Source organism: Pedobacter chitinilyticus, from assembly GCF_003313385.1.
Lineage (GTDB): Bacteria > Bacteroidota > Bacteroidia > Sphingobacteriales > Sphingobacteriaceae > Pedobacter > Pedobacter chitinilyticus.
Genome location: NZ_QMHN01000001.1, coordinates 1 through 16,894, shown reverse-complemented (window position 1 = coordinate 16,894; position 16,894 = coordinate 1). Strand labels below are relative to the sequence as shown.

The following is a 16,894-nucleotide window of genomic DNA, read 5'->3' as shown; positions in this document are numbered from 1 at the left end:
ATAGCTAACCAAGTAATGCCGTAAAAAAGCTACTTAAAGAAATACGCAAATGAAAAAAAGATACTTATTGGTTCCACTGTTTATAGCCAGTGGATACGGTTTTGGACATGCCCAAACTAGTCCATTGATAAAACTGAACCAAAATTACCAGAGCGGGTTAGAGCTGCTTAAAAACGAGAAATATGTAGCCGCTGCACAACAATTTAAATTAGTAGAACAATACCGTAGTAAAACAAGCACACAACAACAGAGTAGCGCCGAGCTATCGATTATTAAAGAAAATGCCAAGTTTTATGCTGCCGTTTGTGCCATAGAATTGGGTAATGACGATGCCGAAGCACTTTTCCAAGAATTCATTAGAGAATATCCTTTAAATCCGAATACAAAATTGGCTTATTTCCACATGGGAAAGGCTTATTTTGCCAAAAAGGATTATGCCAAGGCTTTAGAATGGTTTAACCAAGCTGACCCAAGTTCGCTTTCGCAAAAACAACGTGTAGAATATCAGTTTAAACAAGGTTATGCTTATTTTGAGCAAAACGATATTGAAAAGGCTGAACCATTATTTGAAGCTGTAAAAAAAGAGGATTCTCCTTTTCAGGAAAGTGCCACTTACTATTTTGCGTATATCAACTATCTTAATAAAGAATACAAGACCGCACTGGCCAATTTTGAAAAACTGAAAGGCTCTCCTACCTATGAGGCTAGTTATCCATACTACATTACTTCGATGTATTATTTGGATGAGCGTTATGATGATGTGATTGACTATGCCATTCCAGTGATGGCAAAAACCAAGCAAAAATATGAAGCTGAAATGCTGAGCTTGGTAGCTGCTTCTTATTTCTCTAAATCGGAATTTAAAAACGCGGAGAAATATTTTGCCCTTTTCTACGAGAAAGACCAAAATCAGACTAAAAACAACCTTTTTGTTTACCAATATGGTTATGCCCTTTTCCAAAATGGCAAATACAAAGAAGCGGTTACGGTATTAGAAAAACTGAACACCGATGACGTGTACCTGCAGAACGGTATGTTTACCTTGGGTAAATCGGCCCTGAAATTAAATGCAAAGGAAAAAGCTAGAAACGCTTTTTTTAGAGCTTCTAGGCTAGATTTCGATAAAAACCTACAGGAAGAGGCTTGGATTAATTATGCCAAATTAAGCTACGAACTAGAGTTTAACCAACAGGCATTGGATGCGACGCAGAACTTCCTTAAAACATTTCCCGCTTCAAAAAGAATTAACGAGGCAAAAACGCTTTTAGGTGAAATTTTATTGACCAGCAAAAACTACCAAGCGGCCATTGATATCTTAGAACCTATCCCTAATAAAACTCCCGAAGCGAAAGCTGCTTACCAAAAAGTGACCTATTTTAGAGGTTTGGAGTTTTACAACGAAAGAGCTTTTCCTAATGCCCTGTCGATGTTTTTACGTTCGGGCAATTTCCAAGAAGACAGCGAAATTTATGCTTTGAGCATTTATTGGATGGCCGAATCGATGTACGAATTGAGAAAGTACGGCGAATCGGTTAAAACTTTCGAAAAGTTCCTTGCTATGGAAGAGGCTAAGAAAACCGAAGTGTACAACTTTGCGAACTATGCCTTGGGTTATGCGGCTTTTGAAGATGAAAAATACGTTAAGGCAGCCAATTACTTCGAACGCTTTTTAAAAGGAGCAGACAAAGATGCCAAAACAGTAAATGATGCGATGCTTCGTTTAGCGGATTCGTATTTTGTGAACAAAAACTATGGCGACGCCCTTTCTTACTATAACCGTATCATTAGCGGCAAACAAACTGGAGAGGATTACGCTTTGTTTCAACGTGGTATGATTCAAGGTTTGCAGAAACAAGACGATGCCAAAATTGGTACCATGCAAAGCTTGTTGAAACAGTTCCCTACTTCCAACTATGCTGATGATGCAGGTTTTGAAACGGCCTATACTTATTTCAACAAAGGTGATTTCGAAAAATCAAAAACGGATTTGGTTGGTTTAGTAGCCCAATACCCTCGTAGTAGTTATGTGCCAAAAGCGTTGTTAACCATTGGCTTGGTGCAATACAACCAAGACCAAGATGATTCAGCATTAGAGTCGTTCAAAAAAGTAATCAGAGATTATCCAAGTACACCTGAAGCAAAGCAGTCTCTTGAATCGATTAAGAATATTTATGTAGACCGTGGTGATGCTAATGGGTTTATTGCTTACGCCGCCACTACTCCACTGGGCAATTATTCAACCAGCGAGCAGGATAACATCATGTTCCAATCGGCCAATAACATTTACCTACGTGGCGATGCCAAAGGTGCTTATGAGGCCATCAATTCTTATTTAGAGAAGTTCCCTAAACCCATCCACGATAAGGAAGCTAAATTTATCAGGGCTGAATCTTTGGTAAAATTAGGCCGTTCATCTGAAGCTATTCAAGATTACGACTACATCCTTAACGATTGGACCAGTGATTATACCGAACGTTCGTTAATGAGTGTTTCGAAAGTATTAATGGACGAGAAAAAGTACAACGAAGCCATTGTGTATTTAAAACGACTGGAGACTACTGCCGATTACAAGGCTCATCACAGTTATGCCATCAACAATTTGATTAAGGCCTACACCGCTTTGAACATGCCTGATGAAATGATTAAATATGCTGATATTGTTAAAACTTCGGAGAAATCGTCAGAAGAAGAAAAAAATAGCTCTGACCTATTTGCGGGTAAAGCTTATTTGTTAAAAGCTGATACCACGGCAGCCATTAAGTCATTTAACAAAGTAGTTGCAACCACCAAAACATTGGCAGCTGCCGAGGCTAAATACAACATCGCAGCTTTACAATATGCCAAAGGCGATTACAAGACTTCTCAAAAGACTTGTTTTGACCTCATCAATAATATGCCATCGTATGATTATTGGGTAGCGAAATCATTTATTCTTTTGGCCGATAACTACTTGGCTTTAAAAGATAAGATGCAAGCGAAAAGTACTTTACTGAGTATCATCGACAATTACGAAGGCAAGGATGATATTGTTCCTACCGCAAAAGAAAAATTGGCAAAAATCAACTAGAAAGACACACAATGAGATTTAATAAAACCACATACATTACGCTTGGCTTACTTCTAGGGGCATTTGGTCTGCATGCGCAGGACGTAAAACCTCCTGAAAAAACAGAAAAGACGTTAAGCGAAGAAATCGAGATTATACGACCGTACAAACCTGTATTAGCAGAAGCAGTAAAGTTGAGAAGAAGTCCTGATCTGGATAACCTTAAAACTTATAGAGCAAAGTTCAACTACCAACTTACGGACAGAAAGCTTGAACTCAATACGGATATCCAGAAACTACAAGCCCAAAAAGTAGCCGACGAGCGTCAAGCACCTTTGACCAACAATTACGTGAAAGGTGGAGCGGGTAACTTAGGAACCACTTTGGCCGAAGCTTACATCGCCATGGGACAAGACCCTGCCTTGCAAACTGGCGTATTCTTCAGACATTTCAGCAATGAAGGCAAGTTGAATAAACAGAATGAAAACAAGCAACAATTAAGTGTGTTTGCTCGTAGTATTGGCGAAAACAACACCCTAAATGGCAAATTAAACTACCAAAGACACGGTTTGTACTTTTATGGCATTGATGATAACAATCCAACGTTAAATCCAAATCCAGCGAAACAAACCCTTAATTTCTTTGAACTAGAAGGTGAAGCGATTAGCAAATTCACTCCAGACCCTGATGCTTTTAGCTATGCAGCAAAAGTAAATGGTTACTTTTTCAGCGATAAATACAGCGCCAAAGAAAAAGCGCTTACCCTAACGGGATATTTGAACAAACGCATTAGCAGTTTCAATTTAGGTTTAGCGGCATCGGCCGAATTTGGCAATACCAAAGATGTAAATACCAGTGTATCTAACCACCTTTTACGTTTAAATCCTTACATCAAACTACAAGCTGGTGGTGTAAAAATTATTGCAGGAGCTAACATTACACAAGAATTTGGCAGTAATTCAACCACTAGATTTTTCCCTGCAGTAACTGCCGACTTTACCTTAATCCCTGATTTCCTTCAAATCTTCGGTGAAATTAAAGGCGACGTGAACCGTAATACCTTAAAAGACCTTACCGATGAAAACCCATTCTTGAACCAAGACATCTTCATTAAAAACAGTGTAGAGAAATTGAGCATCAGTGGTGGTATTAAAGGTACTGGTGGTCCAGGCTTCGGCTACAAAGCACGTTTCTACAGTAAAGAAATTACCGATATGCCTTTATTTGTGAACAGCTTTGGCTCATTCAACAAATTTGATGTGATTTACGACTTTGGCAAAACCAAAATATTGGGATTAGAAGGTGAATTGACGGTGCAAGTAAGCGATAACTTAAAATGGACAGCTAAACTGAATATGGAAGATTACAAAGCAGGCGCTGAAAAAGAGAGCTATTTTAAACCTCAATTACGTTTAACTTCAAACTTTAGTTACGTATTTAACAAAAAGCTAACGTTTGATGCCTCTGTTGCTGTTCAAGATGATAGCAAAGCAAAAGTATTCATTGCTAATCCATTAAACCCAGATGGCACATACCCTCCTGTTCCTAATTACGACAACGAAACCATTGTAAACATTAAAGGTTTTGTTGATTTGGGAGTGGGCGCTAGCTACAAAATCAACAATAAAGTTTCTGCATTTGCCAGAGCTAATAATATTTTAAATACCAATTACAGTAAATTTTTATATTATCGTCAAAATGGTTTTAATATCTTTGGCGGCTTAACCTATTCGTTTTAATAGGTTAATTTTTATAATTATTTTTACCCAAATGGATATATTGCAATACCTGATAGAGCTTTTAAAAACCCGTAAACAAATAGGAATTGAAGGCGTGGGTACTTTTTACAAAAAGAAAACACCAGGAAGGTACGATGCAGAAACTCATTCGTTTTTGCCTCCTAGCTACGCATTGGAGTTCAGCTCAGATGTTTTGGAGCACACCAACCTATCGCAATATATCCAAACCAAAAGAGGTATTTCCGAAGATTCGGCCAAGTATTTCATCAGTCAATTTGTTGAAGAGGTACATAAAGGCTTACAAAACGGTGAATATAGCTTTGAAAATTTAGGCACACTTCAGCAAACAGGAAACCAATTAACATTTACTGCTAACCAAGATATTAATATTGGTTTCGACTTCTTTGCCCTGCCTACGGTTACGGCAAATGTTCAGCATGTAGAGCCTACGCCTGCTGAACCAGAAGTAGAAAAGCCTAATGAAGCAACGAAAATTCAAGAACCAGCCATTGAACATGTAGAAGTTCCAGAATTTGAACATGAAATGGCCAGACTAGGCGACGAAGCTACTGAAGAAACAGTACAGTCTGTTGAAGATAAAGAGACTACGCCGCAAGAAGACGTTCAAGAAAAGCCTACATTGGAAGAAGCCACAGAACAACCTTTAGTTGAGATTGAGGTGCCTGCGGAAGAAACCATTGTTGAAAGTCAAGATGAACCAGAAAACAATACTGCTTCTATCGAAAATAATGAAGCGACTGACGAAGAAGTACATGAGGAAATAAGGGAAGTTGAAGTACAGGAAGTATCTGAGAACACCACTCCTATCGAAAGTAACGAATCTGCAGAAGAAGAGGTACAAGAAGAAATAACAGAAGCTGAAGATACCACCACTTCTATTGAAAGTAATGAGTCTACAGACGAAGAAGTATATGAAGAAATAGCGGAAGTAAATACCGAAAATCCAACAGGCGAAAGCAATGAAGAGGAAGCAAAGAAAGTAGGTGAAACTTGGAGCTTTGAAGGCGAAAACGTGATTTCTGACAATGACGTATACGAAGAGGAAGATGCTGAACAAAGGGAAAACATTACGCATGCTGGAACAGAAAATGCAGCTGGTAACGATAGTGATTTTATTCCTCGCAATGATTTTAAAACCGAAAAAGACGACTTTAAGCTAACTTCTACTACTCATGAGTGGGATTTTGACAATGTTCGCAACAGAGTTTCAGAAGAGAACACGCTCATTGGCGAATATGATAATGACGAACTAGAAGAGCCTATTGAAGAAGAGAAAAGAACCATGCCGCTTTATCAGAAAGTGAGTATTGGTTTGTTGATTTTGGCAGTAATCATTGCCATCATTTATTTTGTAAAACCTGAATTGTTCCAAAACTTTGGCAAAAGCGGCGTTAATCCAAACGAAAAAATGGTACTACCAATGGAACGCAGTAATCTTCAAACCCAAAAAGACTCATTAGATTTTGCGGATAGCATTATGCAAAATGCAGAAAAAGTAGGATTAGATGTACAACCTGCAAAGGATACCATAAAAGTAACTACTAAAAAGAGCGAAGTAAAGCCAACAGAAACCTATGATATTATTGCAGCAGCCTTTGCTCGAGACTCAGAAGTAGAAGAATATATTGCTTACATGAAAAAGCGTGGTTTTGAAGCGAAAGTAGCTAAAATGCCAGGTAAGCTTTATAAAAAAATCAGTATTGCATCGTACAACAATATCGATTCGGCTCAAAAATACGTTGTTAAATTTCGTAAGCAGTTCAATAGTCCAAAAATGTACGTACAAACCATTAAAAACAATTAGCACACAATGATATTATTACTAACCACTTTACAAGATACTGTACAAAACTTAGCAGATACGGCACAAGCGGTAACTACAACAGCAATAAAACCACAAGAAGACCTTCATTTTATTGACTTACTTTTTAAAGGCGGTTGGGTAATGATTCCGCTAAGCTTATTGGCTTTTTTAGGCTTGGTGATTTTTATTGAAAGATATTTAACCATCCGTAAAGCTTCTAAAAGCGACACTAATTTGTTGTTTCAAGTTAGACAGAATATTAAAGATGGCAGATTGGAGAGTGCTATTGCACTTTGTAAAAACACGGCATCGCCTTTAGCTCGTATGTTAGAGAAAGGATTAAAACGTATTGGTCGTCCTATCAAAGAAATTGAAGGGGCTATTGAAAATACGGGTAAGCTAGAAGTTTCTAAACTAGAAAAGAACATTGGTATCTTGGGAATCATTGCGGGTATTGCGCCTATGCTTGGTTTCGTGGGTACCATCATTGGTGTAATTACCATCTTCCGTGAAGTATCTGCACAGGGAGCCATCGAAATTGGGACCATCTCTGGTGGTTTATATACCAAAATGATTACTTCGGCAACAGGTCTGATCATCGGGATTATGGCTTACGTACTTTATCACATTTTGAATATGATGGTAGAGAAAATCATCCTTAAAATGGAAACCGACGCGATTGATTTTATCGACCTATTAGAAGAACCAGGGAAATAATGAATTTAAAGAACAGAAAAAAGGGCAATGTAGAAGTGCACACCGCTGCCTTAAACGACATTATGTTCTTCTTGATGTTGTTTTTCCTCTTGGCTTCTGCAGTAGTAAACCCTCAGGTGGTAAAATTATTGTTGCCTCGCTCCTCTTCAGGACAACAGGCCAATAACCAAAAATCTATTACGGTAAGCATTGATGAAAATCTCAACTATTTTGTAGACAAACAGCCCGTAAGCCTCGAAGCAATGGAAGGTAAAATCCAAAGCTTTATCCAACAAGACACTGATTTAACCATCGTTTTGTATGTGGCTAGAGGAGTTTCTATTGAAAATACCATGAAGGTTTTTGACGTAGCCAACAAATTGAAATTGAAAGTTGTTCTTGCTGTAGAACAGAAGAAATAAGCATGGCACAAAACCATAAAGAAGAAAATAATTATCCTAAGGCATTAGTCATCTCTACGGTACTGATGGGCTCTTTTATTGCCCTTAGCTTTATCTGGATAATTGGCAAATTCGAACCCAATGAAGAATTGGGAATGGGTGGCATGGTGGTCAACTACGGTACTTCTGTTACAGGGATGGGAACTGATTATACCAGCATGGAAGAGCCTTCTACGGCTCCTGATGCCAATGGTAAAAAACCAGACGAAATTACGCCTAATGTGACGACAAAAAGTACCTCCTCAGAATTTAGCGATAAAAACATTACTACGCAGGACAATGAAGAGGCTGTAAACGTAAATACTAAGGAAACCAAAAGTAACGCCAATCCTAGCAATACTCAAAATAATAAAGACAAGGACTGGAAACCAGATCCTAAAGCACTTTTCCCTGCTAATAAAAAGAGCAATACCACAGGTGGTGGCGATGGAACTGGTTCAACACCTGGCAATCAAGGCGATCCTGATGGGGATCCGCTAGCACCCTTTTATGGTGATGGTGGTTCAGGATTTGGCAATAAACCACTTCCTTTAAGTCATTTTAAAAACTTTGTAAAGCCCGAAGATGACGGACAAGAAACGGGTACCATCATGGTAAAAATAGAGGTAAATAAGTCAGGAAGAATTGTTAGGGCAACTGCTGGAGCTAAAGGAACTACCTTTAAAAACAATGCTTTGGAAGATAAATGCGAGAGAGCCATGCTCCAAGCATCTTTAAATCCTATTACCAAAGGCCCTGAAATCCGTATTTTTTACGTGCCTTTCAAATTTATTGTAAAGTAATCTCTTTCTTAATACTCGTCATTTCGGGGTAGCACAAGCCCAACCTACTTCCGTCATTTCGACCGCAGTAAAACGAGCGGAGAAAATCTTTGGACAAAGATAAGCTACCAGAAATTCTTAATACTTGTTAACACGAACTTTATAAACTAGCACAGCCTCACATCAATTCCGTCATTGCGAGGTATGAATAAACCCTAGAACACTATTATATGCTGGGCTTTAAGATTACGTTTTACCTTGCAATGACGACCTTCTGTATTCCCCCTATACACCAATAAAACCTCTGAGGTTCGAGCCAAAACCATGGCAAAAAATTAAAACTTCACCTATCTTTGAAACATCATGATGAACTACAGCCAAACCGTCGAATATCTCTACAGTCGCTTGCCCATGTTTACCAGAATTGGCGCAGTGGCTTTTAAAAAAGATTTGCATAACACCATTGCCTTCTGCTCGGCCTTAAATAATCCACAAAACCAATACAAGACCATTCATATTGGAGGTACTAATGGAAAAGGCTCTACATCTCACATGTTGGCAGCTATTTTGCAAAAAGCAGATTATAAAACAGGCTTATACACCTCTCCTCACCTTAAAGACTTTAGGGAACGTATACGCATTAACGGCAAAATGATATCCAAAAGCTTTGTAACCAATTTCGTAAAACAACAACAGCCCTTAATAGAAGAAATTGAACCTTCTTTTTTTGAAGTGACGGTAGCTATGGCTTTCTCTTATTTCGCTCAGGAAAAAATAGACGTCGCCATTATTGAAGTAGGTTTAGGGGGGAGACTGGATTCTACAAATATCATCCATCCCGATCTATCTATCATTACAAACATCAGTCTCGACCATACCAACATGCTGGGCAATACTTTTGCGGAAATTGCCTTTGAAAAAGCAGGAATCATTAAGCAAGACACACCTGTAATTATTGGAGAGCACCATCCCGAAACAGATCCAGTTTTTATACAAAAAGCAAAAGAACAAAATGCCCACATAACATTTGCCGAAGACGAATTATTGATTACTAGTGCTGCTAAAAAATCGAACTTCCTGCGATTAAACATCCAAGGAATTAAAGATGGTACCGCTACTGAATTAAGCTTAGATTTGACAGGAAACTACCAACGAAAAAATATCATCACAGTGCTACAATCTGTTAGAGCATTGAGAGCAATTGGCTATAAAATTGAAGACAAAGCTGTTTATGAAGCACTAAAAAGCGTAAAAAAACTCACTGGCTTACAAGGCAGATGGCAAACCTTATCTAAAAATCCTTTGATTATTTGTGATACTGGACATAACAAAGCAGGTATTGCCGAAGTAGTACAAAACATTCAACAAACACCACATGAACAGCTCCATATGGTCATTGGGATGGTGAAAGACAAAGACATTACTGCCGTACTATCTCTATTACCTCAAAAAGCCACTTATTACTTTTGTCAACCAGATTTAGAAAGAGCTTTATCCGCTAAAGAACTTGCCGAACAAGCAGCTAGCTTTAATTTGAGTGGCAAAGTTTTCCATAGCGTGGCAACAGCTTTAGCCGAAGCGAAGTCAAAAGCAAAAGCAAACGACTTGATTTTTGTTGGCGGAAGCACTTTCGTAGTGGCCGAAACGATATAAAATATTCATCATAGTAAATGAGATGAAATATTTACAATACTTCTCCATGAACTTAATAGTCATTTGATACCTTTATAAAAAAATCATCAATGAAAGTAAAATTCCTGTGCTTATCCATTGCTATTCTATTTGCAAGTGGTGCAAGCGCTCAAAAAGCCACTAAATCAACCGCTAAAACTTCTACATCAAACTATCCACAAACCGTTGCCAGACCGAAACTTGTAGTAGGTATGGTGGTAGACCAAATGCGTTGGGATTATCTTTATCGTTTTTATAGCCGCTATGGGCAAGGAGGTTTCAAACGTTTAATTAATGAAGGATTTTCAGCCGAAAACACTCTAATTCCATACACACCTACGCTAACCGCTTGTGGACACTCTTCGGTGTATACAGGTTCAGTGCCAGCCATTAACGGCATTATTGGTAACAACTGGTTCGACCCGCAATTAGGCAGAGACGTTTATTGTGTGGAAGATAAAGACGTAAGCACTGTAGGCAGTACCAGTAAGGAAGGATTAATGTCGCCCAAAAACTTATTGGTAACCACCGTGACCGACGAGTTACGTATGGCTACTAATTTTAGGAGTAAAGTAATCAGTGTATCCATTAAAGACAGAGGTGCTATTTTACCTGGCGGGCACACTGCAAACGGTTCTTATTGGTATGATGACCTGACTGGAAGTTTCATCACCAGTACCCATTACATGCAGCAATTGCCTACTTGGGTAAATGAGTTTAATGCCAGAAAATTACCTAACACCTATTTTGCTAAAGACTGGCATACACTTTACCCAATTGAAACCTATAAAGAAAGTACTGCTGACGACAAACCTTATGAAAGATTATTCAAAGGTGAAAAAACCGCTACTTTCCCGCACTTATTTAAGCAGTATGTAAATAAAAACTATTCCATGATGGCCAGTATACCATATGGTAATACCTTCACCTTAGAGTTTGCCAAAGCCGCTATTCCTGCCGAACAACTTGGACAAACAGGCAACACCGACTTTCTAGCGGTAAGTTTATCTTCAACCGACTATGTGGGGCACCAGTTTGGGCCGAACTCTATTGAGCTAGAAGATACCTACTTAAGATTAGATAAGGATTTAGAAGACTTTTTTGCCTACTTGGATAAAACCATTGGCAAAGGGAATTATTTGTTTTTCTTAACTGCCGACCACGGTGTAACCCACGTACCAGGCTTTTCAAAAGAAAATAAATTGCCTGGTGGAGGACTAAATCCAAAGAAATACAAAACCGAATTAGATAGTTTAATTTTAAAGGAATTCAAGGTGAAAGATGCCATCTTCACTTTAATCAACAATCAACTGATTTTTGATACTGATGCCATTAAAGCAGCAAATGCTGATTATAGCAAAATCAAACAATTAAGTATCGATTACTTGATTAAACAAGAAGGAGTACTTAATGCCGTAGACGTTAAGAATTTGGGCAATGCAAGTCTTCCTCAAGAGCTTAAAAATAAAATCACCAATGGTTACAACGCACGTAGAAGTGGCGATGTTTACATTATACTAGATGCGGGTTGGTACCCAACACTAAACCCTGGTACAGGTCACGCGGCATGGAATCCTTACGACAGCCATATTCCTGCCGTATTTATGGGCTGGGGAATTAAACCAGGCAAAACCAACAAACCATATGCGATGACCGATATTGCCCCTACCATCTCTGCATTACTTCACATCCAACAGCCTAGCGGCAGTATTGGCAATGTGATTATCGAAGCAATGAAATAAGCGATTATTAAATTCATAATATACATCCTCAATTCACTCATCCGAATTGAGGATTTTTATTTTAAGCAAACATTTATTGTCATTTAGACAACAAACAGTAATTACTTTTAAGATAAGCTCAACGGCAACACCTTGCCAAAACCCTTATAAAAATGTACATTTGGTCAGTAATTTCTAACCAATTTTATACTAATCAAAAGCAATTTTCCCCTCTGGGAATTTACATACTATGGAAAAAATTGAAATCTATAAGCCTTCCCATAAAATACGTTTCGTAACCGCTGCAGCGCTTTTCGATGGCCACGATGCCACGATTAATATAATGCGCAGGATTTTACAATCTAGCGGAGCCGAAGTTATTCACTTAGGGCATAATCGTTCGGTAGATGAAGTGGTGAATTGTGCTATTCAAGAAGATGTACAGGGCATTGCTATGACCTCCTACCAAGGTGGGCACATTGAATATTTCAAATACATGTATGATTTACTGCAGGAACGTGGTGCGTCACATATCAAAATATTTGGCGGTGGCGGTGGTGTAATTCTTCCCGATGAGATTAAGGAATTGGAAGCTTACGGAATTTCCAAAATTTATTCTCCAGATGACGGCAGGAAAATGGGCTTGCAAGGCATGATTAACGACATGCTGCGACAAACAGATTTCGCTACCATAGAAAGCTTAAAAGATGAAACAGAAAATCTGCAAGAAAAAGAGAACAGGAAAATTGCCAGGTTAATCTCTTCTGCAGAAAACAACGCCGACGAGTTTGAAATTACACTAAAGAAACTACAAAGCACCGCAAATCCTCCAGTTTTGGGGATTACAGGTACTGGTGGCGCTGGTAAATCTTCCTTGGTTGATGAGCTGGTAAGAAGATTTTTGATTGAAGTAAAAGATAAAACCATTGCCATTATATCTGTTGATCCTTCTAAAAGAAAAACAGGTGGTGCCTTATTAGGCGATAGAATACGCATGAACGCCATCAATAACTCAAGGGTTTACATGCGTTCGTTGGCAACCAGACAAGCTAATTTAGCCTTGTCAAAAAACGTACAAGAGAGTATTGATATCTGTAAAGCAGCTGGATTTGACTTAATTATTGTAGAAACATCGGGTATCGGACAATCGGACACCGAAATCACGCAACATTCAGATGTTTCTTTGTATGTAATGACCCCAGAATTTGGTGCGGCTACACAGCTTGAAAAAATCGACATGCTGGATTTTGCTGATTTAGTGGCTATCAATAAATTCGATAAACGTGGTGCATTAGACGCTTTGCGTGATGTGAGGAAACAATATAAACGCAACCACAACATCTTCGATGCTAGAGATGAAGAAATTCCTGTTTATGGAACCATGGCCTCGCAATTTAATGATCCAGGCATGAACAACCTATTTGTGGCCTTGCTTCAAAAAGTCCACGAAAGAACCGGTGTGGATTTTGCCGCAAAAATGGAAATGACTTCTAGTCAATCTGAAAAGATCTACATCATCCCACCTGAACGTACGCGATATCTATCTGAAATTGCAGAAGCCAGTGAGCAGTACAATGAATGGGTAGAAAAACAAGTTGGTATCGCCCGCAAAATGTATCAGTTAAATGGTGTAATCGATTTGTTAAAAGCAGAGGAAAAATCATCTACACAAGATTTAGAAAAGCTTTATTCTTTATATGAAGAACAATTAGATGGTGAATGCAAACGACTACTAAGAGAGTGGCCTAGTACCAAACACAACTACAAGCAAGACTTTTTTATTTACAAAGTACGAGATAAAGAAATTAAACAGCCACTGTTTTACGAGTCATTATCTAAACTTAAAATCCCAAAAGTGGCGCTTCCGCGCTACGAAGAATGGGGTGATATCTTAAAATGGCTACTGACAGAAAACCTTCCTGGTGAATTCCCTTACGCTGCTGGTGTTTTCCCTCTAAAGCGTGATGGAGAAGACCCAACACGTATGTTTGCAGGAGAGGGCGGACCAGAAAGAACCAATAAACGTTTCCATTATGTGTCATTGGGGCAGCCAGCACATCGATTGTCTACTGCTTTCGATTCGGTAACCTTATATGGCGAAGACCCTCATTTACGCCCAGATATTTACGGAAAAATTGGGAACTCTGGCGTAAGCATTGCTACTTTGGATGATGCTAAAAAGCTATATTCTGGTTTTGATTTATGTGCGCCTAGTACTTCTGTTTCCATGACCATTAATGGCCCTGCTCCTATGCTATTAGGGTTTTTCATGAATGCAGCCATCGACCAACAATGTGAAAAACACATTATCGAAAATGGACTAGAGGAAGAAGTAACCGCCAAAATCAATCAAATTTTCGAAGCAAAAGGCCTTAGCAGACCATCTTACAATGGTTCATTACCAGAAGGTAACAATGGCTTAGGTTTAATGCTTTTAGGCGTAACTGGAGATCAGGTGCTACCTAAAGACATCTATGAACAGATTAGGGCCAAAGCCATAAGTTCAGTACGTGGAACAGTGCAGGCAGATATCTTAAAAGAAGACCAAGCACAAAACACTTGTATTTTCTCTACTGAATTTGCCCTGAGGATGATGGGTGATATCCAACATTATTTCATTACCGAGAAAGTGCGTAACTTTTATTCGGTTTCCATATCTGGATACCACATTGCCGAAGCGGGTGCAAATCCTATTTCGCAATTGGCTTTTACCCTGAGTAATGGCTTTACTTTTGTGGAATATTACTTGAGTAGAGGCATGCATATTGATGATTTTGCACCTAACCTTTCATTCTTCTTTAGCAATGGCATCGACCCAGAATACGCTGTCATTGGCAGAGTGGCTAGAAGAATTTGGGCCAAAGCGATCAAAAACAAATACAAGGGAAATGACCGTTCACAAAAGCTAAAATATCATATCCAAACTTCTGGACGTTCGCTACACGCACAGGAAATAGATTTTAATGACATTAGAACTACGCTACAGGCGCTTTATGCCATCTATGATAATTGCAATTCATTGCACACAAATGCTTATGATGAAGCCATTACCACACCTACAGAGGAGTCTGTTCGTAGAGCAATGGCCATTCAGCTCATTATCAACAGAGAGCTGGGTTTGGCAAAAAATGAAAACCCTTTGCAAGGTGCTTTTATCATTGAAGAACTAACTGATTTGGTAGAGGATGCTGTTTTAGCCGAATTTAAGCGTATTAATGACAGAGGTGGTGTATTAGGTGCGATGGAAACCATGTATCAACGCGGTAAAATACAGGAAGAAAGTTTATACTATGAAACATTAAAACACACTGGTGAATTTCCAATTGTAGGTGTAAATACTTTCCTCAACAAAAATGGTTCACCTACCATTGTTCCAGGAGAAGTTATTCGTGCCACAGAAGAAGAAAAGCAATATCAAATCAATACTTTGGAAGCTTTTCAAAAACGTAATGAGCATAAAGCTACAGCCGCGCTAAAAAATCTACAAAAGGCCGCCATTAATGGTGAAAACATCTTCGATAAATTAATGGACGTATGTAAGATCTGCTCTTTAGGACAAATTAGTAAAGCTTTATACGAAGTAGGTGGGCAGTATAGAAGAAATATGTAAAAATTAGTTCCAAATCAACCAATAAAGAAAAAGCCACGATTACTTCGTGGCTTTTTCTCTATGCTAATATCCATTTGAATTTGTAGTCCATCGTAGGGTTTTTCATCCTTTCGGCCACTCGTAATAATCGGTTAGGTAAGTTCATGATATAATCTCTGGCTTTTTCACCAGCTTCATTCAGCTCTTTTACGCTGTCTATATTCCAGTCAACAATCAATTGTTTTAAAATATCAACGTAATCAATCGCAGTATAAACACCCAAACGCTGTGCTGCGTCCGTAAAGTGTCCAAATACCTGACCAATTGGAAGCCCAACCTCTCTTAAGAAATGAGCTGGCATTACAATTTTCTTGCGCATCATATCGTCAAAAGCAAGCATTGCTTCATTCGCATCAACGGCAAAAATTTGTTTAATAAAATCCTTATACGCTTTTGCGTGTCTAGCTTCGTCAGAAGCAATCACTCCGCACATCTTAGATAGCAATGTATCACCGTCCTTTTTTGCCAAAGAAGCCACACGTCTGTGTGATACATTGGTTGCTAACTCTTGGAAAGAGGTATAAATAAAGTTTCTATATGGATCGTGACCAGTACCAATATCAAAACCATCAGCAATCAGATATTGTGTAGAGATTTCCATTTGGCGCATATCTACACGTCCAGAAAGATATAAGTACTTATTTAATAAATCTCCATGTCTATTTTCTTCAGCAGTCCAATGTCTGTTCCACTTCATCCATCCGCCTTCTTCATCACGACTAACACCGTCAACCATTGCTAACCAAGACTCGTAAGTAGGTAATGCCTCTTCTGTGATGGTATCGCCAATTAATACGGCTACTAAATCATAAGACAGTTCACTTGCACTTTGTTGTAAATCTTTTACACGCTGAAAAAAATCGTCTTTACTTGCGTCAGGCAAAAAATCAGATGGTTGCCAAATTTCGTCAATAGGCTTGAGATATTCAGGCATCATCTCTAGCATATATTTTTCAATATGCTGCATTACTTCCCTTCTTCTTTCAACAAAAAAACTCATTTATGTGTATGTGATTTGTAAGTGACAAAGATAACCAATTTATATGGTTTAGAGGAATTTATTAACGCAATACCCGTAACATTGTTAGTAAACCTGATGCAAATCACATATTCTAATCGAGTATACGCAATAGATAAAAACGTGTGCATAACTAATAATGAGTATGCCAGCAAGGCGATGACGCTATACAGTGGAGGTGATAAGATAGTCATGCTTTTCTTCTGCCCCTGGCTGCCATTTTCGGTCATTGGCCTTATTGTTTGGAAGTGTTGTTCACAAAAAAGCCCCCCGACATTTCTGAAGGGGGGCGTTTAGGGATAGGCAC

Annotated in this window: 10 protein-coding genes; 9 read left to right on the top strand and 1 reads right to left on the bottom strand. The window is 38.6% G+C overall.

Going from position 1 to position 16,894, the window contains the following annotated elements; genetic code table 11:
* Positions 1 to 49: 49 nt before the first annotated feature.
* From DUT70_RS00050 to DUT70_RS00010, 9 genes are all read left to right on the top strand, one after another.
* Positions 50 to 3,067: a tetratricopeptide repeat protein gene (locus DUT70_RS00050; protein WP_113645214.1), complete on the top strand. Its 3,018-nt coding sequence runs from the start codon at positions 50 to 52 to the stop codon at positions 3,065 to 3,067.
* Between the two features lie 11 nt (positions 3,068 to 3,078).
* A complete protein-coding gene (locus tag DUT70_RS00045; protein WP_113645213.1) occupies positions 3,079 to 4,785 on the top strand; it encodes a TonB-dependent receptor in 1,707 nt (568 codons plus the stop codon).
* A gap of 31 nt (positions 4,786 to 4,816) precedes the next feature.
* Positions 4,817 to 6,610, top strand: a complete 1,794-nt coding sequence (locus tag DUT70_RS00040; protein ID WP_113645212.1) for a hypothetical protein — start codon at positions 4,817 to 4,819, stop codon at positions 6,608 to 6,610.
* Between the two features lie 6 nt (positions 6,611 to 6,616).
* Positions 6,617 to 7,327, top strand: coding sequence for a MotA/TolQ/ExbB proton channel family protein (locus tag DUT70_RS00035; RefSeq protein ID WP_113645211.1), 711 nt, complete (start codon positions 6,617 to 6,619; stop codon positions 7,325 to 7,327).
* Complete coding sequence (locus tag DUT70_RS00030) at positions 7,327 to 7,728, top strand: ExbD/TolR family protein (RefSeq protein WP_113645210.1); 402 nt, start codon at positions 7,327 to 7,329, stop codon at positions 7,726 to 7,728. The genes DUT70_RS00035 and DUT70_RS00030 overlap by 1 nt, the downstream gene beginning before the upstream one ends.
* A 2-nt stretch (positions 7,729 to 7,730) precedes the next feature.
* The gene (locus DUT70_RS00025) at positions 7,731 to 8,549 is read left to right on the top strand and encodes an energy transducer TonB (RefSeq protein WP_113645209.1); all 819 of its coding nucleotides are present in this window, start codon (positions 7,731 to 7,733) and stop codon (positions 8,547 to 8,549) included.
* A gap of 345 nt (positions 8,550 to 8,894) precedes the next feature.
* Positions 8,895 to 10,181 (top strand): bifunctional folylpolyglutamate synthase/dihydrofolate synthase, encoded by a 1,287-nt coding sequence (locus tag DUT70_RS00020; protein ID WP_113646510.1) that lies wholly within the window; start codon positions 8,895 to 8,897, stop codon positions 10,179 to 10,181.
* Positions 10,182 to 10,270: 89 nt separating this feature from the next.
* A complete protein-coding gene (gene pafA / locus DUT70_RS00015; protein WP_113645208.1) occupies positions 10,271 to 11,941 on the top strand; it encodes an alkaline phosphatase PafA in 1,671 nt (556 codons plus the stop codon).
* A 229-nt stretch (positions 11,942 to 12,170) separates the two neighbouring features.
* Positions 12,171 to 15,530: a methylmalonyl-CoA mutase family protein gene (locus tag DUT70_RS00010; protein WP_113645207.1), complete on the top strand. Its 3,360-nt coding sequence runs from the start codon at positions 12,171 to 12,173 to the stop codon at positions 15,528 to 15,530.
* A gap of 58 nt (positions 15,531 to 15,588) precedes the next feature.
* Here DUT70_RS00010 and DUT70_RS00005 read toward each other — a convergent pair whose 3' ends face one another.
* On the bottom strand, positions 15,589 to 16,569 hold the full coding sequence (locus DUT70_RS00005) for an acyl-ACP desaturase (RefSeq protein WP_113645206.1): 981 nt from the start codon (positions 16,567 to 16,569) through the stop codon (positions 15,589 to 15,591).
* Between the last annotated feature and the right edge of the window lie 325 nt (positions 16,570 to 16,894).

Bases quoted from the DNA above. Each gene is read 5' to 3' on its own strand.
- DUT70_RS00005 (WP_113645206.1), bottom strand. From the start codon at position 16,569: ATGAGTTTTTTTGTTGAAAGAAGAAGGGAAGTAATGCAGCATATTGAA.
- DUT70_RS00040 (WP_113645212.1), top strand. From the start codon at position 4,817: ATGGATATATTGCAATACCTGATAGAGCTTTTAAAAACCCGTAAACAA.
- DUT70_RS00030 (WP_113645210.1), top strand. From the start codon at position 7,327: ATGAATTTAAAGAACAGAAAAAAGGGCAATGTAGAAGTGCACACCGCT.
- DUT70_RS00010 (WP_113645207.1), top strand. From the start codon at position 12,171: ATGGAAAAAATTGAAATCTATAAGCCTTCCCATAAAATACGTTTCGTA.
- pafA (WP_113645208.1), top strand. From the start codon at position 10,271: ATGAAAGTAAAATTCCTGTGCTTATCCATTGCTATTCTATTTGCAAGT.
- DUT70_RS00045 (WP_113645213.1), top strand. From the start codon at position 3,079: ATGAGATTTAATAAAACCACATACATTACGCTTGGCTTACTTCTAGGG.
- DUT70_RS00025 (WP_113645209.1), top strand. From the start codon at position 7,731: ATGGCACAAAACCATAAAGAAGAAAATAATTATCCTAAGGCATTAGTC.
- DUT70_RS00035 (WP_113645211.1), top strand. From the start codon at position 6,617: ATGATATTATTACTAACCACTTTACAAGATACTGTACAAAACTTAGCA.
- DUT70_RS00020 (WP_113646510.1), top strand. From the start codon at position 8,895: ATGAACTACAGCCAAACCGTCGAATATCTCTACAGTCGCTTGCCCATG.
- DUT70_RS00050 (WP_113645214.1), top strand. From the start codon at position 50: ATGAAAAAAAGATACTTATTGGTTCCACTGTTTATAGCCAGTGGATAC.